The following is a 23,795-nucleotide window of genomic DNA, read 5'->3' as shown; positions in this document are numbered from 1 at the left end:
TGGTCTTGCGGGCCTTTCGCGGGTAAACCCGCTCCCACAGCTGCTCCACACGGTTCGGGCCTGTGGTGATCCTGTGGGAGCGGGTTTACCCGCGAAGAGGCCCACAAGGTAGAATGCTGCTCTTTGCCAGTTACGACCCATGATGACTTCGCCGATCCAGACTCTGGAGCAACACCTGCTCGCCGCCCTCGACCCTGCCCCGCAGGAAACCCGCCGCCTGTTCCACGGCCGGGGCCGCTGCTGGGCGGGCCTGGAGCAGGTAACTGTCGACTGGCTGCAAGGCGTGCTGTCGGTCGCCCTGTTCCGCGAGCCGGCGGAAGGCCAGCTGGCCGAACTGGAGGCCATGCTGCGTACTCTCGCCGAGCGCCCACAGTGGACTGGTCAAGCCATCCTTCTCCAGCACCGCTACCTGCCCGACAGCCCGGGCCAGTGGTTGCTGGGCGAGCCGTGCCAGCAGCGCGAGGTGGTCGAGGACGGCCTGACCTACCTGCTGGACCTGGGCGTGCGGCAGAACAACGGCCTGTTCCTCGACATGCGCTATGGTCGGCGCTGGGTGCGCGAGCAGGCGGCGGGCAAGCGCGTGCTGAACCTGTTCGCCTACACCTGCGGTTTCTCGGTGGCGGCGATTGCCGGTGGCGCCGAGCAGGTGGTGAACCTGGACATGGCCAAGTCGGCGTTGTCCCGGGGCCGCGACAACCACCGCCTGAATGGCCACGATGCGTCGCGGGTGGCGTACCTGGGGCACGAGCTGTTCAAGTCGTGGGGCAAGGTGCGCAAGTACGGGCCTTATGACCTGATCATCATCGACCCGCCGACCTTCCAGCGCGGTAGCTTCGTGCTGACCCAGGACTACGCGAAGATCCTGCGGCGCTTGCCGGAGCTGTTGAGCGAGGGCGGGACGGTGCTGGCGTGCGTGAACGACCCGGGCATCGGGCCAGAGTTTCTGATCGAGGGGATGGCGGAGCAGGCGCCGTCGCTGGCTTTCGTCGAGCGGCTGGAGAATCCACCGGAGTTTCCTGACGTGGACCCGGCGGGGGGCTTGAAGGCTTTGGTATTCCGTCAGGTCTGATGTTGCCGTTGCTGGCCTCTTCGCGGGTAAACCCGCTCCCACAAGTACAGTGCAAAACCTGAGGGCTGTGGGGTACTTGTGGGAGCGGCTTTAGCCGCGAAGAGGCCGGGCCTGCTTACATCAATTACTGATTGTTGCTGTAGATCTGGTCAAACACCCCACCATCATTGAAGTGGGTCTTCTGCACGGTGCGCCAGTCACCAAAGGTCTTCTCCACCGACAGGAAGTCCACTTTCGGGAAGCGGTCGGTGTACTTGGCCAGTACCGTCGCATCACGCGGGCGCAGGTAGTTCTGTGCGGCGATTTCCTGGGCGGCTGGCGACCACAGGTACTTCAGGTATTCCTCGGCCGCGGCCTGGGTGCCTTTCTTCGCCACCACCTTGTCGACCACGCTGACCGGCGGCTCGGCTTCGGCCGACACGCTCGGGTAGACCACTTCGAACTGGTCGCGGCCGAACTCGCGGGCGATCATTTCGGCTTCGTTCTCGAAGGTCACCAGCACGTCGCCGATCTGGTTGGTCATGAAGGTGGTGGTGGCGGCACGGCCACCGGTGTCCAGCACCGGCGCTTGCTTGAACAGCTTGCCGACAAAGTCCTTGGCCTTGTTTTCATCACCGCCTTGCTTGAGCACATAGCCCCAGGCCGACAGGTAAGTGTAGCGGCCGTTACCCGAGGTCTTGGGGTTGGGCACGATCACCTGTACGCCATCCTTGAGCAGGTCGGGCCAGTCTTTCAGCGCCTTGGGGTTGCCCTTGCGCACGATGAAAACAGTGGCCGAAGTGAACGGCGCGCTGTTGTTCGGCAGGCGGCTCACCCAGTTGTCCGGCACCAGCTTGCCGTTGTCGGCCAGGGCGTTGATATCGGTGGCCATGTTCATGGTGATCACATCGGCCGGCAGGCCATCGATCACCGCTCGCGCCTGCTTGCTCGAGCCGCCGAAGGACATCTGCACGTTGACCTTCTCGTTGTGCTCGGCTTCCCAGTGTTTCTGGAAGGCCGGGTTGTAGTCCTTGTAGAAGTCGCGCATCACGTCGTAGGAAACGTTGAGCAAGGTTGGGGCGGCCTGGGCGAAATTGCCCAGGGCAAGGCCTGCGGCGAGTAGCGAGGCGGTGAAGAGTTTTTTCACGTTGCTTCCTTGTTCTTGAAGGTTATTGGGGCAGATTGCCAGCGACTATAGCGGGTGGGTTTGCGCGGGTTAAAGAACAAAAACGACTTTGGTTATGCTTCGGCCTGTGCCGGCCTCTTCGCGGGCAAGCCCGCTCCCACAGGGACCGCGCAGGGTTCGGGCCTGTGGTGATCCTGTGGGAGCGGGTTTACCCGCGAAAGGGCCGGAACAGGCGACATCATTGCTTGGGAAACAGCACATTCCCACACCGGGAACAGAATGCCGCCCCATGCTCATGGCTCTTCTTGCTGCAGGTCGGGCAATCATGCTGCAACTGCTCCCCGCGCATGGCATTGGCCAGTTCGGCGGTGAAGATCCCGGTCGGTACGGCAATGATCGAGTAACCGATGATCATCACCAACGACGAAATCACCTGCCCCAGCGGCGTCTTCGGCACGATGTCACCAAAGCCCACCGTGGTCAGGGTGACGATGGCCCAGTAGATACCTTTGGGAATGCTGGTAAAGCCATGTTCCGGCCCTTCGATCACATACATCAGCGTACCGAACACGGTCACCAGGGTAGAAACGGTGACCAGGAACACGATGATCTTCTGCTTGCTGCCGCGCAGTGCTTCGATCAGGTAGTGCGCCTGCTTGAGGTACGGGCTGAGCTTGAGCACGCGGAAGATCCGCAGCATCCGGATCACCCGGATGATCAGCAGGTACTGGGCGTCGCTGTAGTACAGCGCGATGATCCCCGGCACGATCGCCAGCAGATCGACCAGGCCATAAAAGCTGAATGCGTAGCGCAAAGGCTTGGGCGAGCAGTACAGGCGGGTGAGGTACTCGGCCAGGAAGATCGCGGTGAAGCCCCACTCGATACCCGCCAGCAGGCCGGCGTAGCTCTGGTGCACTTCGTCGATGCTGTCGAGGATGACGGTGACCAAGCTGGCGAGAATGATCAGCAGCAGGATCTTGTCGAAGCGCCGGCCGGCTACGGTGTCGGTCTGAAACACCATGATGTAGAGGCGTTCGCGCAAGCTTTGTGAGTCGGACATATAGACGATGGCCAAAAACGTAGTCGCACTAAGACTATGGGGCACGCCATAGCCATACAAGTGAGAATGGTCGAAAGCACCTGACAGAATTGCCAGTACCGTGGAGCCAGGAATGCTACGACAATTGGCCAATTGCAGAAAGGTGGTGTTATGAGCGAGCGCGTTCGAGCAGAACCGGTTGTATATGGTCCATACGGGTATGAGCGATCGAATTGGGCCTGCCGGCTGCTCGGGTTCTGCGGATATTGGCGCAATATCTGCGAACACAGCTACCCATTGGGCAACGGATATCGCCTGCTAAACACGCGGTTGATGCGTTTCAATAGGCCTGATGAGCTGAGTCCGTTCGCGGAGGGTGGAATCAATGCGTATATGTATTGCAGTGGCGATCCGGTGAACAAGGTGGACCCAAGCGGCAGAAAAGGCACTGGCTTAAGAGCACTGCTTAAGCTGCACAGGCTCCCAGAGAAGCGTCTCAAGCCGCTTCTCAAGATGCTCAAGGAAAATCAGGCAATTACAATCATCCGTGTCGAAGGACCAAGCGCCACCACCTTCAAAGCCACAAGGACTGCTACCGGATTTTCTGTAGATGCCTCTTCAACGGAAACTTCGAGTTTGGCCCCAGGTACATATTTGGCCAGAAAAAATCTCTATATCGCCTGGAGGGAAGGGGCTAGCAGCTCCGCGATAGAATTCTCAACGGGTTTCAAAAAGCTCAAAGTAAACTTCGAGCATTCTATTGTGACCTTGGACGGGGCGCGACGGCCTCTTGCTAAGGGCAACATATACACAGATCCTCCACTCAATACCGTTGTTCAGGACGTGCGCGAAGGGGGCCGTGGTGCTGGTTTTTCAGATACACCCCAAGGTGCATCAGCCAGCAGGCGATAACAAAGGGAGCGGTCAAGCCGGAAACTGGTAGCAAGTTGAGTATCGGCTGCAATATCAGCGCAATAGTAATTGCCAGCAGCGTTACCCACGGCTTTTCACCTTGCCTGCTGAACGCCAGTGCCGCCAGCGCGGCGTTGAAACCGTACAGGCCCAGCCACGCGGCTTGCGCCTGGTCGGCAAGCAGTGCCACGCCGCCGCCGATGGCCGAACCGATCACTGCCCACATGGCCGCATAAGGGTTGGCGATGAACATGCCGATGATGATCAGCAGACCGGCCAGTGGCTGGTCGAGCAGGAAGATCTGGCCGACGCCGCGCGCCAGCGCGTATAGCGGGTCGGCTTCGACGAAGCCGCTGGGCGAGGGGCTGGCGATCTGCAATACGGCCCAGCCAAGCAGCACGAAGGGTGCGGTGTAGGCGATCAGCAGCTTGCCGCCGCGCTTGCGCCACTGGTGGGTGATGATGCTGGACAGGCCGCCAGCGGCGATGATCAGTGGCGGCAGGATGACCGACCAGGGCAGTACGGCGCTGATCAGGATGCCGATCAGCACGCCGTTGTAGCAGTACAGGCCGGCCTGGCGGTCGGCACGGTCGTAACCGCGGGCCTGGGCGGTGAGCAGGCCGGCCAGGGCGCCGAGCAAGGCGCCGCCGACCAGGTTGGGCGCGGTCAGCAGGATGGCCAGCAGGCAGCACAGGCCGCACAGGGGATTACGCAGCAGCAGTACCTGGCTGAAGCCGTTGAGTAACGCCGTTGCCCAGTCGGGGCACGGGTTGACGAAATTTTTGGTGTACATCGGGGCAGTCAGTGAGGTTGATGGGGAGCGGTGGGCCTCTTTGGGCCTCGGGTTTTCCGCAGGTTTGGTGTTTCAGGGTTCTGGGAGGGCTTTGCCCTCCGATCGCGACGCAAGGCCGCTCCTACAGGGGGCGCGCAAGCCTGAAGGTGTCGCGGTCCCTGTAGGAGCGGCCTTGTGTCGCGAAAGGGGCGCAAAGCGCCCCCGGCATTCTCAGATCAAAGTCTCGATCCGCAGCGTGTTAGTCGACCCTGGCTTGCCGAAAGGCACACCAGCAGTAATCAGCAGCGTGTCGCCACGGCTGGCCATGCCCTGTGCCTGGGCAATCTCCAGCGCAGTGGAAACAACCTCGTCCACTTGGCGCAGGCGGTCGTTGACCACCGAATGCACGCCCCACGCCACGCTCAAACGGCGCGCGGTGTTCAGGTTCGGTGTCAGGTTGAGGATCGGGGCCCGTGGCCGCTCGCGTGCCGCGCGCAGGGTCGAGGCGCCCGACTCGCTATAGTTGACCAGCACCGCCACTGGCAGGATGCCGCTGATACGGCGGATGGCGCAGCTGATGGCGTCCGACACGGTGGCCTCGGCCTTCGGCCGGCCAACGTCGAGCTGGGCCTGGTAGTCCGGGCCGTTCTCCACCTGGCGGATGATCTTGCTCATCATCTGCACGGCTTCCAGCGGGTACTCACCCGAGGCAGTCTCGGCCGACAGCATCACCGCATCGGCACCTTCGGCCACGGCGTTGGCCACGTCGGTGACCTCGGCGCGGGTCGGTGCTGGCGAGAAACGCATGGATTCGAGCATCTGCGTGGCCACAACCACCGGTTTGCCCAGATGACGGCAGGTGCCGATGATGCGTTTCTGGATCTGCGGCACGCTTTCGGCCGGCACTTCCACACCCAGGTCGCCACGGGCCACCATGATCGCATCTGCAAGCTCCGCGATGGCCTGCAACTGTTCCACTGCCGATGGTTTCTCGATCTTGGCCATCAGGTAGGCGCGGTCGCCAATCAGCTGGCGTGCTTCAACGATGTCCTCTGGGCGCTGCACGAACGACAGGGCTACCCAGTCCACGCCCAGCTCCAGGCCGAAGGCCAGGTCGCGGCGGTCTTTCTCGGTGAGCGGGGAGAGGTCGAGTACCGCTTGCGGCACGTTGACACCCTTGCGATCGGACAGCTCGCCACCGGCCAGTACTTCGGTGTCGATGGCGTCGCTGTGCTTGGCGGTTACGCGCAGGCGCAGCTTGCCGTCGTCCAGCAGCAGGTCCATGCCCGGTTCGAGCGCGGCGATGATCTCGGGGTGTGGCAGGTTGACCCGGCGGCTGTCGCCCGGGGTGTTGTCCAGGTCCAGGCGCAGGGCCTGGCCGCGTTGCAGCTGCACCTTGCCATCGGCAAAGCGGCCGACGCGCAGCTTCGGCCCTTGCAGGTCCATGAGGATACCCAGCGGGTAGTTCAGTTGCTGCTCGACTTCGCGGATCCACTGGTAGCGCAGGGCGTGGTCGGCGTGCTCGCCGTGGCTGAAGTTGAGGCGGAAGATGTTCACCCCGGCTTCTACCAGTTGGCGGATGTCGTCGATGCCTTTGATCGCAGGGCCAAGGGTGGCGAGGATTTTGACTTTTTTATCAGGCGTCATGATTGGGCAGTCTCGAGGATCAGGATGGCGCGGAAGTCGTTGACGTTGGTGCGGGTCGGCTCGGTGACGATCAGCGCATCCAGCGCGGCGAAGTAGCCGTAGCCGTTGTTGTTGTCCAGTTCATCGCTGGCCGACAGGCCCAGGGCTTCGGCGCGGGCGTAGCTGGCCGGGGTCATGAAGGCGCCGGCGTTTTCTTCCGAGCCATCGATACCGTCGGTGTCACCGGCCAGGGCGTACACGCCCGGCAGGCCCTTCAGGCTTTCGGTGAGGCTGAGCAGGAACTCGGCGTTGCGCCCGCCACGGCCATTGCCGCGCACGGTCACGGTGGTCTCGCCACCGGACAGGATCACGCAGGGCGCCTTCAGCGGCTGGCCGTGCTGGACGATCTGCCGGGCGATACCGGCGTGCACCTTGGCCACTTCGCGTGATTCGCCTTCCAGGTCGCCGAGGATCAGCGGGCTGAACCCGGCCTGGCGGGCTTTGACCGCGGCGGCTTCGAGCGACTGCTGGGGCTTGGCGATCAGCTGGAAGTGGCTGCGGGCCAGGGCCGGGTCATCGGCCTTGACGGTTTCCGAGGCTGGGTTGTTGAGCCAGTCGATAACGGCCTTGGGCGCTTCGATGTTGTAGCGCTTGAGGATGGCCAGGGCATCGGCCGAGGTGCTCGGGTCGGCCACGGTAGGGCCTGAGGCGATCACCGTGGCGAGGTCGCCCGGTACATCGGAAATGGCATAGGTGTAGACCGTGGCCGGCCAGCAGGCCTTGGCCAGGCGGCCGCCCTTGATCGCCGAGAGGTGCTTGCGCACGCAGTTCATCTCGCCGATGGTGGCGCCGGATTTCAGCAGCGCCTTGTTGATCTGCTGCTTGTCGGCAAGGGTCAGGCCTTCGGCGGGCAGGGCCAGCAGTGCCGAGCCACCGCCGGACAGCAGGAAGATGACGCGGTCGTCTTCACTGAGGTTGCTGACCAGTTCCAGCACGCGCTTGGCCACGGCCAGGCCGGCGGCATCGGGGACCGGGTGGGCGGCTTCGACCACCTCGATCTTCTGGCAGTTGGCGCCGTGGCCGTAACGGGTTACGACCAGGCCGGAGACTTCGCCCTGCCAGCTTTTCTCGACCACTTCGGCCATGGCGGCTGCGGCCTTGCCGGCGCCTATGACGATGACCCGGCCGCTGCGGTCGGCGGGCAGGTAGGGTTCGAGGACTTGACGGGGGTGGGCGGCGGCGATGGCTGTGTCGAACAGCTCGCGGAGAAGTTTTTGCGGATCGACCGACATGGCAGGCTCCCAATTATTGTTGTTCTGCAGAATCAAAAACGCCCCTGGAACTGCCTCCGTGCAGGCCGAACCAGGGGCGGGTGTTGCTCGGTGCCACCTTTGAACCTGTGGTCGCAGGTTCAAAGGTGTTGGCTTCTTCGCGGGTAAACCCGCTCCCACAGGGGCCTCACAGAGGCTGAAGACGGCGTAAAACCTGTGGGAGCGGGTTCACCCGCGAAGAGGCCGGTGAAGGCTAAAAATTACTTACTTGTCGTCGCGGATCGAGAAGTTGGCCATGTGCTCCAGGCCTTTGATCAGCGCCGAGTGGTCCCAGTTGCCGCCACCCAGGGCCTGGCAGGTGTTGAACACTTGCTGGGCATTGGAGGTGTTGGGCAGGTTGATGCCCAGTTCCTTGGCACCCTGCAGGGCCAGGTTCAGGTCCTTCTGGTGCAGGTTGATGCGGAAGCCTGGGTCGAAGGTGCCCTTGATCATGCGCTCGGCATGCACTTCGAGAATCTTCGACGAAGCGAAGCCACCCATCAGTGCTTCACGTACCTTGGCCGGGTCGGCGCCATTCTTGGCGGCGAACAGCAGGGCTTCGGCAACGGCCTGGATGTTCAGGGCAACGATGATCTGGTTGGCCACCTTGGCGGTCTGGCCGTCGCCATTGCCACCGACGCGGGTGATGTTCTTGCCCATGGCTTCGAACAGCGGCAGGGTGCGCTCAAAGGCTTTCGGGCAGCCACCGACCATGATGCTCAGGGTTGCAGCCTTGGCGCCGACTTCGCCGCCGGACACCGGAGCGTCCAGGTAGGCAGCGCCGGTGGCCTTGATTTTCTCGGCGAAGGCTTTGGTAGCGGTAGGGGAGATCGAGCTCATGTCGATCACGATCTTGTTCGGGCCCACGCCTTCGGCGACGCCGTTTTCACCAAACAGGACGCTCTCGACCTGCGGGGTGTCGGGAACCATGACGATGATGAACTCGGCTTCCTGGGCTACTTCCTTCGGGTTGGCCAGGGCCACGGCACCGGCGGCGACCAGGTCGGCCGGGGCAGCGTCGTGGTGAGTGGAGACGAAGATGCTGTGACCTGCTTTCTGCAGGTTCTGAGCCATGGGCTTGCCCATGATGCCGGTGCCGATGAAACCGATTTTAGCCATGAGAGATTACCTCGTTGTATTTGTTGAATCTCGATGGAGCAGACTGCTCAGGCCCGTTGTTGGACACAGAACTCTGTGGGAGCGGGTTTACCCGCGAAAGCGGCAGTGAAGCCAGCATTGCATTCGCGGGTGAACCCGCTCCCACTGGGTCAGGCATGTGTCACAGGACCCCGGTCAGCCTTAGATTGCGTTATGGGTCTTCAGCCAGCCCAGGCCCGCCTCGGTGGTGGTCAGCGGCTTGTACTCCGCGCCCACCCAGCCCTGGTAGCCGATGCGGTCCAGGTGCTCGAACAGGAAGCGGTAGTTGATCTCGCCGGTGCCTGGCTCGTTGCGGCCGGGGTTGTCGGCCAGCTGGATGTGGTTGATCAGTTTCAGGTTGGCTTCCATGGTACGAGCCAGGTCACCTTCCATGATCTGCATGTGGTAGATGTCGTACTGCAGGAACAGGTTGTCGCTGCCCACCTCGGCCTGGATTTCCAGGGCCTGCTTGGTGGTGTTCAGGTAGAAGCCGGGGATATCGCGGGTGTTGATCATTTCCATGACCAGGCGGATCCCGGCGGCTTTCAGCTTGTCGGCGGCGTAGCGCAGGTTTTCCACGAAGGTCTTGCGCACGGTGGCGCAGTCCGGGCCTTGTGGGCGAATGCCGGCCAGGGCGTTGACCTGGGTGTTGCCCAGCACCTTGGCGTATTCGATGGCCTTGTCGACGCCGGCGCGGAATTCCTCGACGCGGTCAGGGTGGCAGGTGATACCGCGCTCACCCTTGGCCCAATCGCCCGCCGGCAGGTTGAACAGCACCTGGGTCAGGCCGTTGGCGTCCAGCTGCTGCTTGATCTCGGCAGCGCTGAAGTCGTACGGGAAGAGGTATTCGACGCCGCTGAAACCAGCATCGGCGGCAGCCTTGAAGCGGGCCAGGAAGTCCTGTTCGGTGAACAGCATGGACAGGTTGGCAGCGAAGCGAGGCATGTTGTGTCTCCTTGCGATGAAGGCCCCCGGCGCCCTCAGGTAGGGGCCGGCACGGGGGCGTCAGGCGATCAGTCCAGCAGCGAGATGGCGGTTGGCGCGTCGTTGCCGACCAGGGCCAGGTCTTCGAACTCGTTGACCGCGTTGATCTCGGTGCCCATGGAAATGTTGGTCACACGTTCGAGAATCACTTCGACCACCACCGGCACGCGGAACTCTTCGGCCATCTTCTGTGCCTTGAGCAGGGCAGGGGCGATTTCGGCCGGCTCGAACACACGGATGGCCTTGCAGCCCAGGCCTTCGACCACGGCGACATGGTCGACACCGTAGGTGGCGGCGTCGGTCGAGTTGATGTTCTCGAACGCCAGTTGTACACAGTAATCCATGTCGAAGCCACGTTGCGCCTGACGGATCAGGCCCAGGTAGGCGTTGTTCACCAGTACGTGCACGTACGGCAGGTTGAACTGTGCGCCCACCGCCAGCTCTTCGATCATGAACTGGAAGTCGTAGTCACCCGACAGCGCGACCACCTTGCGTTTCGGATCGGCCTTGACCACACCGAGGGCGGCAGGGATGGTCCAGCCCAGCGGGCCGGCCTGGCCGCAGTTGATCCAGTGGCGTGGCTTGTACACGTGCAGGAACTGCGCGCCGGCGATCTGCGACAGGCCGATGGTGCTGACGTAGCAGGTGTCCTTGCCGAATACTTGGTTCATCTCTTCGTAGACGCGCTGCGGCTTGACCGGCACGTTGTCGAAGTGGGTCTTGCGCTGCAGGGTGGCCTTGCGCTCCTGGCAGTCTTGCAGCCAGGCCTTGCGGCACTTCAGCTTGCCAGCGGCTTTCCACTCGCGGGCCACTTCGAGGAACACGTCCAGTGCCTTGCCGGCGTCGGAAACGATACCCAGGTCTGGGGTGAATACGCGGCCGATCTGGGTTGGTTCGATGTCCACGTGCACGAACTTGCGGCCTTCGGTGTAGACGTCGACGGAACCGGTGTGGCGGTTGGCCCAGCGGTTACCGATACCGAACACCAGGTCGGATTTCAGCAGGGTGGCGTTGCCATAGCGGTGCGAAGTCTGCAGGCCGACCATGCCGACCATCTGTGCGTGGTCGTCCGGGATGGTGCCCCAGCCCATCAGGGTCGGGATTACCGGTACACCGGTCAGCTCGGCGAACTCGACCAGCTTGTCGCTGGCATCGGCGTTGATGATGCCGCCACCGGCTACCAGCAGCGGGCGTTCGGCGTCATTGAGCAGAGCCAGGGCTTTTTCGGCTTGTACGCGGGTGGCGGACGGCTTGTGCACTGGCAGCGGTTCGTAGGCGTCGATGTCGAATTCGATTTCGGCCATCTGCACGTCGAACGGCAGGTCGATCAGTACCGGGCCTGGGCGGCCGGTGCGCATTTCATAGAAGGCCTTCTGGAAGGCGTAAGGCACCTGGCCCGGCTCCAGAACGGTAGTGGCCCACTTGGTGACCGGCTTGACGATGTTGGTGATGTCGACAGCCTGGAAGTCTTCCTTGTGCAGGCGGGCACGTGGGGCCTGGCCGGTGATGCAGAGGATCGGGATGGAGTCGGCAGAGGCACTGTAAAGGCCGGTGACCATGTCGGTGCCGGCTGGGCCGGAGGTGCCGATGCACACACCGATGTTGCCCGGGTTGGCACGGGTGTAACCCTCGGCCATGTGCGAGGCGCCTTCGACGTGACGAGCGAGGACGTGATCGATGCCACCGACTTTCTTCAGGGCCGAGTACAACGGGTTGATGGCAGCCCCCGGGATGCCGAACGCGGTATCTACACCTTCACGGCGCATGACCAGAACGGCTGCATCGATTGCTCTCATTTTGCTCATGGTTTGTGCCTCATCGATTTTGTAATTGTATACAACTTGCTTTGTGCCAGAGTGTATTCATGGCTGGCCGCTTAGGTCAACGGGTTTTCGTCGGCGGATGTCGCTTTCATTCGAGCGCCCGTGAAAACGGAGGTTTGCGCCATCGCATACGATCGTTTCAAAATATTGTATACAAAAATATCTTCCGTTGTGTTCTATTTGTTCTATCGGTTTTCAACTGCCCTCAGGGCTTCTCACAACAAGAAGAGGACCTTTCCATGAACGCTTTGAACCTGAAAGTCGCGGTCAGCCTGGTGAACGCCGCGCTGGCGGCTGGCCGCAAGATCAATGCCGCGCCACTGACCGTGGCGGTGCTGGATGCCGGCGGCCATTTGCTGGCGCTGCAGCGCGAGGATGGCGCCAGCCTGATTCGGCCGGAGGTAGCTACTGGCAAGGCCTGGGGCGCGATTGCCCTGGGCAAGGGTTCGCGCCTGCTGGCACTGGACGCACAGCAACGGCCGGCTTTTTTTGCCGCGCTGAACGGGTTGGGCGAGCGGCCGGTGGTGCCGGCGCCGGGTGGCGTGCTGGTGCGTGATCAGGACGGCAAGGTGCTGGGTGCGGTAGGGATCAGCGGCGATACGTCGGATATCGACGAACAGTGCGCGATCAGTGCGATCGAGGAGGTGGGGTTGAAGGCGGATGCGGGTGTAGCAGCCTAATCTGGTAGCCTAATTCTCTATTGCCTGTTCCGGCCTATTCGCGGGTGAACCCGCTCCCACAGGACCATCACACGCTTGAAGCTCGTGGTGTCCCTGTGGGAGCGGGTTCACCCGCGAAGAAGCCAGCGCCGGGGGTCAGGCCACCTCAGGCTCACAACCCTTGAGCACCATGCGGATGATGGTCTCGGCTGCGGCGTCATAATCGCTGTCGGCCAGCTTGGCCTTGCCGGTCACCGCAGAGATCTGCCAATCGAAATCGGCATAGGTCTGGGTCGCTGCCCAGATGCTGAACATCAGGTGGTGCGCATCCACATGGGCGATCTGCCCGCGGTCGATCCAGCGCTGGATGCACTCGATGTTATGCCGCGCCTGCTCGTTCAACTGCGCTACCTGGTTCGGCGACAGGTGCGGGGCGCCGTGCATGATCTCGCTGGCGAACACCTTGGACGCATGCGGCAGGTCGCGGGAAATGCGGATCTTCGAGCGGATATACGCACTCAGCACTTCCTTCGGGTCACCTTCGGCATTGAACGGGGTCGACGCCTGCATGATCGGCGCGATGATGCTTTCCAGGACCTCGCGGTAGAGGTTGTCCTTGGATTTGAAGTAGTAATACACGTTCGGCTTGGGCAGGCCGGCCTTGGCCGCGATATCGCTGGTCTTGGTGGCGGCGAAGCCCTTGTCGGCGAATTCCTCGCTGGCCGCGCGCAGGATCAATTCCTTGTTGCGCTCGCGAATGGTGCTCATGGTCAGGGATCTTCCTCGTGTCTGGCCACCTCTAAGAGGGATCGGGCATGGTAGCACCGGGCTCGACGGGCGCTCAAGGCGGCGGCTTTGGGCTAGAATCCTGGGCACTCACTCTTCTGGATACAGGCAAACATGGCAGGAAGCAGTCTACTGGTACTGATCGACGATATCGCCACTGTGCTCGATGACGTCTCGGTGATGACCAAGGTGGCGGCGAAAAAGACCGCAGGCGTGCTGGGCGATGACCTGGCCCTGAATGCCCAGCAGGTCACCGGGGTGCGTGCCGAGCGCGAGATCCCGGTGGTGTGGGCCGTGGCCAAGGGCTCGATGGTGAACAAGGCCATCCTGGTGCCGGCGGCGCTGCTGATCAGTGCGTTCATCCCTTGGGCGGTGACACCGTTGCTGATGCTGGGCGGTGCCTACCTGTGCTTCGAGGGTTTCGAGAAGCTGGCGCACAAGTTCCTGCACAGCAAGGCCGAGACGGACGCCGAGCACGAAGCGCTCAAGGAGGCGGTGGCTGATGCCAATGTCGACCTGGTGGCATTCGAAAAAGCCAAGATCAAGGGCGCGGTACGTACCGACTTCATCCTTTCGGCGGAAATCATCGCCATCACCCTGGGCATCGTTGCCGATTCGCCGTTGACCCAGCAGATCGTCGTGCTGTCGGGCATCGCGGTGGTCATGACCATCGGCGTGTACGGGCTGGTGGGCGGTATCGTCAAGCTCGATGACCTGGGGCTGTGGATGACTCGTAAGGCATCACGCCTGGCCAGGGCGGTGGGTAACGGCATCCTGCGGGCTGCCCCGTACATGATGAAGAGCCTGTCGGTAATCGGTACGGCGGCCATGTTCCTGGTCGGTGGCGGGATCCTGGTGCATGGCATCGGGCCGCTGCATCACGCCATCGAGGCGTTCAGCGAAGGGCGTGGCGGGGCGTTGACCGTGGCGCTGCTGAACGGCGGTGTCGGGGTTGTGGCCGGTGCCGTGGTGCTGGCGGTGGTGGGCATTGCGGGGAAATTGTGGCGGGCGGTTCGGCCGGCCAATTGATGCGGCCTGGCCGGGGCTTCGCCCCGGTTCGCGGGTGAACCCGCTCCCACAGGTACAGCGCAGGCCTTGAATCCGGCGCGGACTTTGTGGGAGCTGGCTTGCCGGCGATGGGCCGCAGCGCGGCCCCACGCGGCTTCGCCCCGGTTCGCGGGTGAACCCGCTCCCACATGTATAGCGTCTGCCATGAATCCGGTGCGGACCCTGTGGGAGCGGGTTTACCCGCGAATGGGCCGCAAGGCGGCCCCTGTACTCAGATCAGAAATGTACCTTGAGCAGGAAGCTCATGGTGTTCTGGTCGGTGGTGAAGGCATCGGAATCCTTGATGCCGTACTTGTTCTTCCAATAGTCGTACTCGACACCCACATACAGCTGCTTCTCGCCCAGGTGCAAGGCCTTGCCCAGGTCATACTTGATCTGCGGATTGAAGTGCAGGTTGGCCTGGTAGGTGCCGCGGCGGTTCTCGTCGTTGTCCACCACCCAGTCCATGAAACCGTCGATCAGCACATCGGACGAACCGACCGGAATGGTGTACGACCACACCGGGGTGATCTGCCACACGTTGTCGCCAGCGCGGCTGCCGTCGGTGGTGCGGTTGTAGAAGTTCAGCTGGAAGTAGTCGAAACCAGGGATGTCCAGGTCGAAGCCTGGGCCAATCAGGTACGACTCGGTATCACCTTCGCCGAACTCGTAGGTCATCGCCAGCAGCACGTCCTTGACCGGGCCGAAGGCCAGCTTCTGGTCGAAGATCTTGCCGAACGACAGGCGCGGGCTGATTTCGCCGTAGTAGGTGTTCGGGCCATTGCCCTCATCTTTCTGGCCCTGGTAGAAGATCTTGTCGACAAAGATGAAGTTATCGCCGTACTTCCAGCCATCAGCGTGCTCGAAGGTCACGGTTTGCTGGATCGACGGGTTGACCTTGAAGTTCTTGCCCCACAGGTAGGTCAGGCTGTTGTTCTGCCATTGCAGCAGGTCGCCGCCGAAGGTGGTGCCACAGGCCAGCAGGCCGCCGGCGAGGATCAGGCTGTTGATGGTACGCATTGCGAGTGTCGCTCCCTTGATTGATCTGTTGTCAGCGCTCGTTGTTGGCGCTTTTTTGTCTTTTGAGTCAGCTTTTTTCGATAGGCCACAGCTGTTTGGCAAGGGTTGAGCCAACTTTCCTGGGCTGGCAAAACCTTCCTGCTCGACTTCGTTCTGAACGGATGAAAAGGGTCTTTCAGGCTGGCAACACGTTGGCCAACCGCCCGTATTCATTGACTGAGCGGTCAGTAAACGCAGGCAGAATCCCTTCTGCCCTGATCGAGGGGGCGCGCAGATTACTGGCTTGCGCGCCTTGCCTCAAGTGCTCCGTCCTGGAGCAGTGTGGTACAAACTTGTGCGTTCGGTCAGTTTTTCAGAAGTGCACTTTGATCAGCGCGCTGGTAACGCTCTGGTTGCTGTCGATGTTTCCCTGGCTGTCGATGCCGTACTTGTCCTTCCAGTAGCTGTACTCGATGCCCACGTACAGCTGCTTGGCGCCCAGGTTCAGGGCTTTGCCCAGGTCGTACTTGACCTGTGGGTTGAACTGCAGGTTGGCGTGGTAGGTGCCACGGCGGGTCTGGTCGTTGTCGACCACCCAGTCCATGTAACCGTCGATCAGAATGTCGGATTTGCCCACCGGAATGGTGTACGAGAAAGCCGGGGTAATCTGCCAGACGTTGTCACCGGGGCGGCTGCCTTCGGTGTTGCGCAGGTAGAAGTTGAGGGTGAAGTAGTTGAAGCCGGGAATGTTCAGGTCGAAGCCGGGGCCGATCAGGTAGGCCTCGTTGTCGCCCTCGCCACGCTCGTAGGTCATGGCCAGCAGCACATCCTTGATCGGGCCGAAGGCCAGCTTCTGGTCAAAGATCTTGCCGAACGACAGGCGCGGGCTGAACTCACCGTAGTAGGTGGTCACGCCTTTGCCCGGGTCGGGCTTGCCGTTGTAGAAGATCTTGTCGACGAACATGAAGGTGTCGCCGTACTTCCATTTGTTGGCGTGTTCGAAGGTAACCGTCTGCTGGATGCCTGGGTTGACCTTGAAATCCTTGCCGTACAGGTAGGTCAGGCTTTCGCCATGCCACTGCAGCCATTCGCCAGCGTGGGCGGGAAGGGTGGCCAGCAGGCTGCTGCCCAGCAAGAGGGACGAGGTGATGCGTTTCATGTTGTGGTTCCCGGACTTATTGTTTTTGTTGGGTTTTTTTGGCGCGCAGGCGCCCCGGACGGCCCATTCCGGCGGGCCGACGGTGTAGCGTTTACGGCGAATTCGAGGCGGGGCGGCAGTGCGCCGCCCCCCTTTGCTCAATGCTGGTGACAGGCTTCGTTGTGTACCGCGCGGTCGGCACCGCCAAGGATGTTGAACAGCACGTTCAACACCAGGGCACTGACCGTGGCCATGGCGATGCCACTGTGGGTGATGGGTTCCATCCACTGGGGCATCTGGGCGAAGAACTCCGGACGCACCACGGGGATCAACCCGAAGCCGACGCTCACCGCAACCAGCAACTGGTTGCGACGGTCGCCGATGTCCGCTTCCTGGAGAATCTTGATCCCGGTGGCGGTGACCATGCCGAACATGGCGATGGACGCGCCGCCCAGTACCGCAGGCGGGATCGAGGCAATCAGGAAGGCCGCCTTGGGCAGCAGGCTGAGCAGGATCAACAGTGCACCGGCCACGATGGTGACATAGCGGCAGCGCACCCCGGTCATCTGCACCAGGCCGATGTTCTGGGCGAACGAGGAGTGGGTGAAAGTGTTGAAGAAGCCGGCGATGAACGACGCGCCGGCATCGCACAGCAGGCCGCGACGCAACATCCCTGGGGTAACTTCACGATCGGTCACCTTGCCCAGGGCCAGGAACATGCCGGTGGACTCGACGAAGATGATCACCACCACCAGGCACATGGACAGGATCGGCGCCAGGCTGAAGGTCGGCATGCCGAAGTGCAGTGGGGTTACCACTTGCAGCCAGGGTGCGTCGTTCAGGCCCGACAGGTCGACCATGCCGATGGAACCGGCCAGGACGTAGCCCAGGCCCATGCCCACCAGCACCGACACGTTGACCCAGAAGCCACGCATGAAACGGTTGATCAGCAGGATTACCGCCAGCACCAGGCCAGCCACCATCAGGTAGATCGGTGAGCCGAAGGCTTCAGCTTCCTGGCCGCCACCAGCCCAGTTGACCGCCACCGGGAACAGCGACAGGCCAATCGAGGTGATCACCGTACCGGTGACCAGTGGCGGGAAGAAGCGCACGACCTTGGACATGAACGGCGCGATCAGCATGCCGAAGAAACCGGCGGCGATGGTGGCGCCGAAGATCCCTTGCAGGCCCACGCCTGGCATGCCGGCCATGGCCACCATGCTGCCGACGGCAGCGAAACTGGCACCCATCATCACCGGCATGCGGATGCCCACCGGGCCGATACCGAAGGACTGGATGATGGTGGCGACGCCAGCGACCAGCAGGTCGGCGTTGATCAGGAAAGCGACTTCTTCACGGGACAACCCGGCGGCCTGGCCGATGATCAACGGCACGGCGATCGCGCCACCGTACATCAGCAGAACGTGTTGCAGGCCAACCAGGATCAGTTGGAACAGGGGCAAGGGCTCACGCGGCGGCGCAACAGGGATGTACGCCTTGCGGGACTCGGACATGCAGCACCTCGAGTTTTGTTTTTATTCTCGGATCCAAGCGCCGGCCTCAGGCGGCAGGCTCACAATGAAGAGAGCCTGGAGTCCCGCCTGACGCTGAACGCTCGATGCTTGCTTGTTGCGTATATCTTGAAACAGAGGCCGGGATTACCGGCCTCTTCGCGGGTGAACCCGCTCCCACAGGGGGCGGTGTTATCCCGACATTTGTGTTTCAGTTGACCGGGGCGCCTTTGGCGATCCAGTCACCGACCAGCTTGCGCTCTTCGGTGGTCATCTGGGTGATGTTGCCCAGCGGCATGATCTGGCTGGCGACCGCTTGCGCCTGGATGCGCGCGGCCTGGGCCTGGATCTGCTGCGGGGTGTCGAACATCACGCCGGCAGGGGCGGCGCTGAACAGTGGGCTGGTCGGCTTGGACGAGTGGCACACGGTGCAGCGTTCCTGGATGACATTGTGGATCTTGTCGAAGGTCTCGCCGCCGGCCTGGGCCGTGGCCTGGGCAGGGGCTTCGGCCGGCGCGGCAGGCGCTGCGGCAGCCTTGGCGGCGTCTTCGGCGCGTTGCTCGGCTGCGGTCTTGCCACCTACAGCGGTCGCGGGCAGTGGCTGGTACTCGACTTTCGCCGCAGCCTGCTCAGGGCTGACCGCCATCGGTTTCGGACCGGTGACGTAGGCCAGGCAGATCATCGCCAGGGCGCCGACCGGCAGGGTCCAGGCGTACTTGTTGCTGTCGTGGCGGGTGTTGAAGTAGTGACGGATCAGGACCGCAGCTACCGCGATACCGGCCAGGATCAGCCAGTTGTACTGACTACCGTAGGTGCTCGGGAAGTGGTTGCTGATCATGATGAACAGCACCGGCAGGGTGAAATAGTTGTTGTGGCGCGAGCGCAGCAGGCCCTTGGCCGGCAGTACCGGGTCGGGGGTCTGGTTGTTCTCGATCGCCGCCACCAGCTGGCGCTGGGCCGGCATGATGATGCGGAACACGTTGCCGACCATGATGGTGCCGATGATCGCGCCGGTGTGCAGGTACGCACCACGGCCGCTGAACACCAGGCTGAAGCCCCAGCATGCGGCGATGATCAGCACGAACAGTACTGCACCGAGCAGCGCTGGCTTCTTGCCCAGGGGCGAGTCGCACAGGAAGTCGTAGATGAACCAGCCGGCGATCAGCGAGCCGATACCGATGGCCACGCCTTCGGCACCACTGAGGGTGCTGCCAGGGGCCAGCAGATACAGGGCCGGGTTCCAGTAGAACACCACGCACAGCAGGGCGATACCGGACATCCAGGTGAAGTAGGCTTCCCATTTGAACCAGTGCAGGTTCTCGGGCATTTTCGGGGGGGCGAGCTTGTATTTTTCCAGGTGGTAGATACCACCGCCGTGAATTGCCCAGAGATCACCCGACAACCCATCGCGCGGGTTGCTTCGGTTCAGGTGGTTCTCCAGCCAGACGAAGTAGAACGATGCACCGATCCAGGCGACGCCGGTGATCATGTGAACCCAGCGAATGCTCAGGTTCAGCCATTCGTGAAGGTGTGCTTCCACAGTATGTACCTCTTGCCGGTCACCCGATCGGGCAATGCCCTTGAATGACCGACCTTTTCTTATTGGTGGGGATTGAGGACCAGCATCTGTTCCTCGGTGAAGTAATGCTCGTCGCAGTTGTTGCCGGAACCACTGCGATCAACCACCAGGAAGTCATCCCGCTTTTCGATCGTCAGCACCGGGTGGTGCCAGACGCCGCGATGGTAATTAACGCCCTGCCTGCCATTACTGCGGAAGGCTCGGACCAAACCTGATACAGGTGCATCGCCAACTGGCGCGACCACGATCAGAAAGGGGTTGCCGAGCAGCGGGATGAAAGCCTGGCTGCCCAGCGGATGGCGTTCCAGCATGCGCACGGTCAGCGGCATGTCCAGCGCGTCGGCGCGGAAGATGCTGATGATCGCCTTGTCTTCAGGCTCGGCGGTTTCGACCGTGGCGAGCTTGTGGAAGCGCATGGTCGAGCCGTTGTTGATCATGAAGTGGTCGCTGCCATCGGTTTCGATCACATCTCCGAAGGGGGCGAAGGCTTCTTTGGTCAGGGGCTCGATCATCAGGGTGCGCATGCGGATATCTCTTCTATGTTCGTTATTCTGGATAAGGCTCAAGCGTTGCTACGGCGGTTACAGCTGCAGCAGGCGGAACAGGGCGATCAGGTTGATCTGCGCCAGGGCTTCCTTGAATTCGGCATCGGCATCGTTGTGGATGCGTTTTTCGAACGAGGCGAGGATCTGGTGCCGGTTGCTGCCTTTTACCGCCATGATGAACGGGAACTGGAACTTGGCCTTGTAGGCGTCATTCAGCTCGGTGAAACGGGCGAACTCTTCGGCGGTGCACTGGTGAATACCGGCGCCGGCCTGCTCGTTGGTGCTCGATTCGGTCAGCTCGCCCTGGATGGCGGCCTTGCCGGCCAGGTCCGGGTGAGCGTTGATCAGCGCCAATTGGTCGGCGTGGTTGGCGCTGAGCAGGATATCGCTCATGCGCTGGTGCAGCGCCTCGATCTCGTCCAGCTCGCCCAGTTGGCCCAGGTCGTAGGCTTTTTCGGCTACCCACGGCGAGTGCTCGTAGATGTCGGCGAAGGCCTTGACGAAGGCGTCGCGGTCCAGGGCGGATGGCTTGAGGGTGTTGAAGGCGGTCATCAGGCGTTCTCTTTCTTGTACGGGTGGGTGGCGTGCCAGTGGCGGGCGATGTCCACGCGACGGGCGAACCAGACCTGGTCATGGCTTTTTGCGTAATCGACGAAGCGCTTCAGTGCTGCCAGGCGTGCCGGGCGGCCAACCAGGCGGCAGTGCAGGCCGATGGACAGCATCTTTGGGGCGTCGCTGCCTTCGGCGTACAGCACATCGAAGGCGTCCTTGAGGTACTGGAAGAACTGCTCGCCGCAGTTGAAGCCCTGTACCTGGGTGAAGCGCATGTCGTTGGTGTCGAGGGTGTAGGGGATCACCAGGTGCGGCTTGCCGGTAGGGTTGTTCGGCTCCCAGTAGGGCAGGTCGTCGTCATAGGTGTCGCTGTCGTACAGGAAGCCACCTTCCTCCATCACCAGGCGGCGGGTGTTCGGGCCGGTGCGGCCGGTGTACCAGCCCAGCGGGCGCTCACCGGTGATTTCGGTGAGGATGCGGATGGCTTCGAGCATGTGCTCGCGCTCCTGGGCCTCGTCCATGTACTGGTAGTCGATCCAGCGGTAGCCGTGGCTGCAGATTTCATGGCCGGCCTCGGCCATGGCGCGGATCACGTCGGGGTGGCGCTGGGCGGCCATGGCCACGGCGAAGATGGTCAGCGGCACGCCGCTGTCCTTGAACAGCTTCAGCAGGCGCCACACGCCGGCACGGCTGCCGTACTCGTACAGCGATTCCATGCTCATGTTGCGCGCGCCCTGCAATGGCTGGGCGGCGACCATTTCCGAGAGGAACGCTTCGGACTCCTTGTCACCGTGCAGGATGTTGCGTTCGCCACCTTCCTCGTAGTTGAGGACGAAAGATAGCGCGATGCGAGCGTTGCCCGGCCATTGCGGGTGAGGAGGGTTGTTGCCGTAACCGATCAGGTCGCGAGGGTAGTCAGCGCTCACTGCAGTCTTCCTTCTTGTGCGTTAGTGCGGGGGGTGGGCGGGCCGCGTCGGTATGTCGCACCACCGGATGGGCTGATTGTATACAACTTCTGAAATCTTTTGTAAGCCTGTTTTTCCGCATTTCTTCCCTTTTGTCGCCTCGCAGCGACCTGGAAAAACAGTGCAAGAAACCTGCCTGATTGGTCAGCTAATGACGTTGGTGTCTTTGCGGTGCCTGTATTTGCGACCGATGGGTCGTTTGTGAGCAAGAAACGGTGGGTGCGACAGATGGGTTCAAAAAATTGTGTACAATTTTGCGATGGAATGTCTTAATGGCGTCATTCCCGCGCATCGCAGGCCCTTTGGCGTGATGATGGCCGTGTATTTTTTGCCCACAGATTGAACAAGAGGCGACAAGCAATGGGACGTTTGACCACACACGTACTGGATGCCGCGCATGGCTGCCCGGGCAGCTCGATCAAGGTCGAGCTGTACCGTGTCGAAGGCCAGCAGCTGGAGCTGGTGAACACCGCCCTGACCAACAGCGATGGCCGCGTCGACGCGCCACTGCTGCAGGGTGACGACTACCGTACCGGCGTCTACCAGCTGCAGTTCAGCGCTGGCGACTACTACCGCGCTCGCGGTGTACAGCTGCCAGCCCAGGCGTTCCTGGATGTTGTCGTGCTGCGCTTTGGCATCGACGAGCAGCAGGAGCACTACCACGTGCCGCTGCTGATCTCGCCGTACAGCTATTCGACCTATCGTGGAAGCTAGTTGGTCGCTAGAAGAATCTTCGTAGGTCCTTTGGCCCGCTCTCACACTGGCGGGCTTTTTTTCGTCTGCTGTTTTTTGTATTGCCTGCACCGGCCTCTTCGCGGGTAAACCCGCTCCCACAGGCCGCGAAGAGGCCGGTACAGGCTGTAGAAACAAAGAAAGGGCGCCGAGGCGCCCTTGGTTGGTGCAGCGGGGGTCAGAGGAACACGAACTTGGCAATGAAGATCGCGCACAGCACCCACAGGCTGGCGGAGATTTCCTTGTATTTGCCGGTACCTGCCTTCAACGCCACGTAGCTGATGAAGCCCAGGGCAATACCGTCGGCCACCGAGAAAGTCAGCGGCATCATGATCACCGTGACGATCGCCGGAATGCTGTCGGTGGCCTCGTCCCAGTGGATATGCGCCATGCTGCCCATCATCAGCATTGCCACGTAGATCAGCGCACCGGCGGTGGCATAGGCCGGAATCATCCCGGCCAGCGGCGCAAAGAACATCGCCGCGATGAACAGCAGGCCGACCACCACTGCAGTCAGGCCGGTACGGCCACCTGCGGCTACACCGGCAGCACTTTCCACATAGCTGGTCACCGGCGGCACGCCGACCACGGCGCCAAACACACTTGAAGCACTGTCGGCCTTCAGCGCCTTCGACAGGTTCTCGATGCGCCCGTCCGGCGCCACCAGGTTGGCCCGCTGCGCCACGCCCATCAGGGTGCCGGCGGTGTCGAACATGTGCACGAACAAAAACGCCAGCACCACGCTGATCATGCTGACGTTGAACACGCCGGCCACGTCCATGGCCATCCAGGTCGGTGCCAGGCTTGGCGGCATCGACATCACCCCGCCGAACTTCACCAGGCCCAGGCCCCAGCCGGCCAGGGTGACACCGATGATGCTGATCAGGATCGCACCGAACACCCGCTTGTAGCTGAGGATGGCGATCAGCAGGAAGCATACCGCCGCCAGCAGCGGCCCCGGCTCATGCAGCGAGCCCAGCTTGATCAGCGTGGCCGGGCTGTCGACGATGATGCCTGCCGTTTTCAGGCCGATCAGCCCGAGAAACAATCCGACGCCGGCCCCCATGGCATGGCGCAGGCTGACCGGGATGCTGTTGAGCAACCATTCGCGCACTTTCGACAAGGTCAGGAACATGAACAGCACACCCGAGACGAATACTGCGCCCAGTGCCGTTTCCCAGTTGTAGCCCATGGTGCCGACCACGGTGTAGGTGAAGAACGCGTTGAGCCCCATGCCCGGCGCCAGGCCCACCGGCCAGTTGGCGTACAGGCCCATCAGCAGGCAGCCAAGCGCGGCGGCGATGCAGGTGGCGACGAAGGCGGCACCGTGGTCGATGCCAGCGTCGGCCATGATGTTGGGGTTGACGAAGATGATGTAGGCCATGGTGATGAAGGTGGTCACCCCGGCGATCATTTCGGTCCTGACGGTGCTGCCGTGTTGCTTGAGTTTGAAAATCCGCTCCAGCCAGCTCGTTTCGAGCGGTGGGGCAAGATCCAGCGTAGGG

At 62.0% G+C, this 23,795-nt stretch carries 21 protein-coding genes and 1 pseudogene; 5 read left to right on the top strand and 17 right to left on the bottom strand.

The features are described from left to right. Positions 1-142: 142 nt before the first annotated feature. On the top strand, positions 143-1,069 hold the full coding sequence (locus J5M58_RS11085; protein ID WP_112253249.1) for a class I SAM-dependent methyltransferase: 927 nt from the start codon (positions 143-145) through the stop codon (positions 1,067-1,069). A 124-nt stretch (positions 1,070-1,193) separates the two neighbouring features. Here J5M58_RS11085 and J5M58_RS11080 read toward each other — a convergent pair whose 3' ends face one another. Continuing rightward, positions 1,194-2,195, bottom strand: a complete 1,002-nt coding sequence (locus J5M58_RS11080) for a sulfate ABC transporter substrate-binding protein (protein ID WP_112253050.1) — start codon at positions 2,193-2,195, stop codon at positions 1,194-1,196. Positions 2,196-2,412: 217 nt separating this feature from the next. Continuing rightward, positions 2,413-3,234 carry an ion transporter gene (locus J5M58_RS11075; RefSeq protein WP_112253248.1) on the bottom strand — a complete coding sequence of 274 codons (822 nt, stop codon included), beginning with the start codon at positions 3,232-3,234 and terminating at the stop codon, positions 2,413-2,415. Between the two features lie 150 nt (positions 3,235-3,384). Here J5M58_RS11075 and J5M58_RS27915 point away from each other — a divergent pair. After that, positions 3,385-3,651, top strand: a pseudogene (locus tag J5M58_RS27915) (RHS repeat-associated core domain-containing protein); the annotation flags it as partial. Between the two features lie 385 nt (positions 3,652-4,036). Here J5M58_RS27915 and J5M58_RS11065 read toward each other — a convergent pair. From J5M58_RS11065 to gcl, 6 genes are all read right to left on the bottom strand, one after another. Continuing rightward, positions 4,037-4,918 carry an urea transporter gene (locus J5M58_RS11065; protein ID WP_112253048.1) on the bottom strand — a complete coding sequence of 294 codons (882 nt, stop codon included), beginning with the start codon at positions 4,916-4,918 and terminating at the stop codon, positions 4,037-4,039. A gap of 210 nt (positions 4,919-5,128) precedes the next feature. Continuing rightward, entirely contained in the window at positions 5,129-6,544 is a 1,416-nt protein-coding gene (gene pyk, locus J5M58_RS11060) for a pyruvate kinase (RefSeq protein ID WP_207878130.1), read from the bottom strand. Next, a complete protein-coding gene (locus J5M58_RS11055) occupies positions 6,541-7,815 on the bottom strand; it encodes a glycerate kinase (protein WP_025340038.1) in 1,275 nt (424 codons plus the stop codon). The genes pyk and J5M58_RS11055 overlap by 4 nt, the downstream gene beginning before the upstream one ends. A gap of 243 nt (positions 7,816-8,058) precedes the next feature. Continuing rightward, positions 8,059-8,952 (bottom strand): 2-hydroxy-3-oxopropionate reductase, encoded by an 894-nt coding sequence (locus J5M58_RS11050; protein WP_112253046.1) that lies wholly within the window; start codon positions 8,950-8,952, stop codon positions 8,059-8,061. 180 nt (positions 8,953-9,132) lie between these two features. Then, positions 9,133-9,915, bottom strand: coding sequence for a hydroxypyruvate isomerase (hyi, locus tag J5M58_RS11045; protein ID WP_003259508.1), 783 nt, complete (start codon positions 9,913-9,915; stop codon positions 9,133-9,135). Between the two features lie 68 nt (positions 9,916-9,983). Further along, complete coding sequence (gene gcl / locus J5M58_RS11040) at positions 9,984-11,759, bottom strand: glyoxylate carboligase (RefSeq protein ID WP_085601235.1); 1,776 nt, start codon at positions 11,757-11,759, stop codon at positions 9,984-9,986. Between the two features lie 257 nt (positions 11,760-12,016). On the opposite strand from gcl, the gene J5M58_RS11035 reads away from it, so the two are divergent. Next, positions 12,017-12,457, top strand: a complete 441-nt coding sequence (locus J5M58_RS11035) for a heme-binding protein (protein ID WP_013973539.1) — start codon at positions 12,017-12,019, stop codon at positions 12,455-12,457. Positions 12,458-12,592: 135 nt separating this feature from the next. Here the strand turns inward: J5M58_RS11035 and J5M58_RS11030 are convergent, their stop codons facing one another. Continuing rightward, a complete protein-coding gene (locus J5M58_RS11030) occupies positions 12,593-13,204 on the bottom strand; it encodes a TetR/AcrR family transcriptional regulator (RefSeq protein WP_112253045.1) in 612 nt (203 codons plus the stop codon). 132 nt (positions 13,205-13,336) lie between these two features. Here J5M58_RS11030 and J5M58_RS11025 point away from each other — a divergent pair, with 132 nt between their 5' ends. Then, entirely contained in the window at positions 13,337-14,251 is a 915-nt protein-coding gene (locus tag J5M58_RS11025; RefSeq protein WP_085664004.1) for a DUF808 domain-containing protein, read from the top strand. 255 nt (positions 14,252-14,506) lie between these two features. Here J5M58_RS11025 and J5M58_RS11020 read toward each other — a convergent pair whose 3' ends face one another. The 7 genes from J5M58_RS11020 to puuE form a co-directional block, all read right to left on the bottom strand. Continuing rightward, entirely contained in the window at positions 14,507-15,289 is a 783-nt protein-coding gene (locus J5M58_RS11020) for an outer membrane protein OmpK (protein WP_025340033.1), read from the bottom strand. Between the two features lie 352 nt (positions 15,290-15,641). Further along, a complete protein-coding gene (locus J5M58_RS11015) occupies positions 15,642-16,427 on the bottom strand; it encodes an outer membrane protein OmpK (RefSeq protein WP_112253044.1) in 786 nt (261 codons plus the stop codon). A 137-nt stretch (positions 16,428-16,564) separates the two neighbouring features. Next, positions 16,565-17,920 (bottom strand): nucleobase:cation symporter-2 family protein, encoded by a 1,356-nt coding sequence (locus J5M58_RS11010; protein WP_112253043.1) that lies wholly within the window; start codon positions 17,918-17,920, stop codon positions 16,565-16,567. A 208-nt stretch (positions 17,921-18,128) separates the two neighbouring features. Then, positions 18,129-19,457 (bottom strand): urate hydroxylase PuuD, encoded by a 1,329-nt coding sequence (locus tag J5M58_RS11005; protein WP_112253042.1) that lies wholly within the window; start codon positions 19,455-19,457, stop codon positions 18,129-18,131. Between the two features lie 59 nt (positions 19,458-19,516). Continuing rightward, complete coding sequence (locus J5M58_RS11000) at positions 19,517-20,020, bottom strand: ureidoglycolate lyase (protein ID WP_003259500.1); 504 nt, start codon at positions 20,018-20,020, stop codon at positions 19,517-19,519. Between the two features lie 57 nt (positions 20,021-20,077). Beyond that, entirely contained in the window at positions 20,078-20,593 is a 516-nt protein-coding gene (gene uraD, locus J5M58_RS10995) for a 2-oxo-4-hydroxy-4-carboxy-5-ureidoimidazoline decarboxylase (protein WP_133974293.1), read from the bottom strand. Then, positions 20,593-21,519, bottom strand: coding sequence for an allantoinase PuuE (gene puuE, locus J5M58_RS10990; protein WP_112253040.1), 927 nt, complete (start codon positions 21,517-21,519; stop codon positions 20,593-20,595). Before puuE ends, uraD begins: the two co-directional genes overlap by 1 nt. 399 nt (positions 21,520-21,918) lie before the next feature. On the opposite strand from puuE, the gene uraH reads away from it, so the two are divergent. After that, a complete protein-coding gene (gene uraH / locus J5M58_RS10985; RefSeq protein WP_003259496.1) occupies positions 21,919-22,272 on the top strand; it encodes a hydroxyisourate hydrolase in 354 nt (117 codons plus the stop codon). A 196-nt stretch (positions 22,273-22,468) separates the two neighbouring features. On the opposite strand, the gene J5M58_RS10980 is transcribed toward uraH, so the two are convergent. Then, positions 22,469-23,788, bottom strand: a complete 1,320-nt coding sequence (locus tag J5M58_RS10980; RefSeq protein WP_153671158.1) for an NCS2 family permease — start codon at positions 23,786-23,788, stop codon at positions 22,469-22,471. Positions 23,789-23,795: the final 7 nt, after the last annotated feature.

This window comes from Pseudomonas sp. 32_A, assembly GCF_017490905.1.
GTDB classification, from domain to species: Bacteria; Pseudomonadota; Gammaproteobacteria; order Pseudomonadales; family Pseudomonadaceae; genus Aquipseudomonas; species Aquipseudomonas inefficax.
Note: the sequence above shows the minus strand (reverse complement) of the source record. Positions and strands in the feature narration are given on the sequence as shown.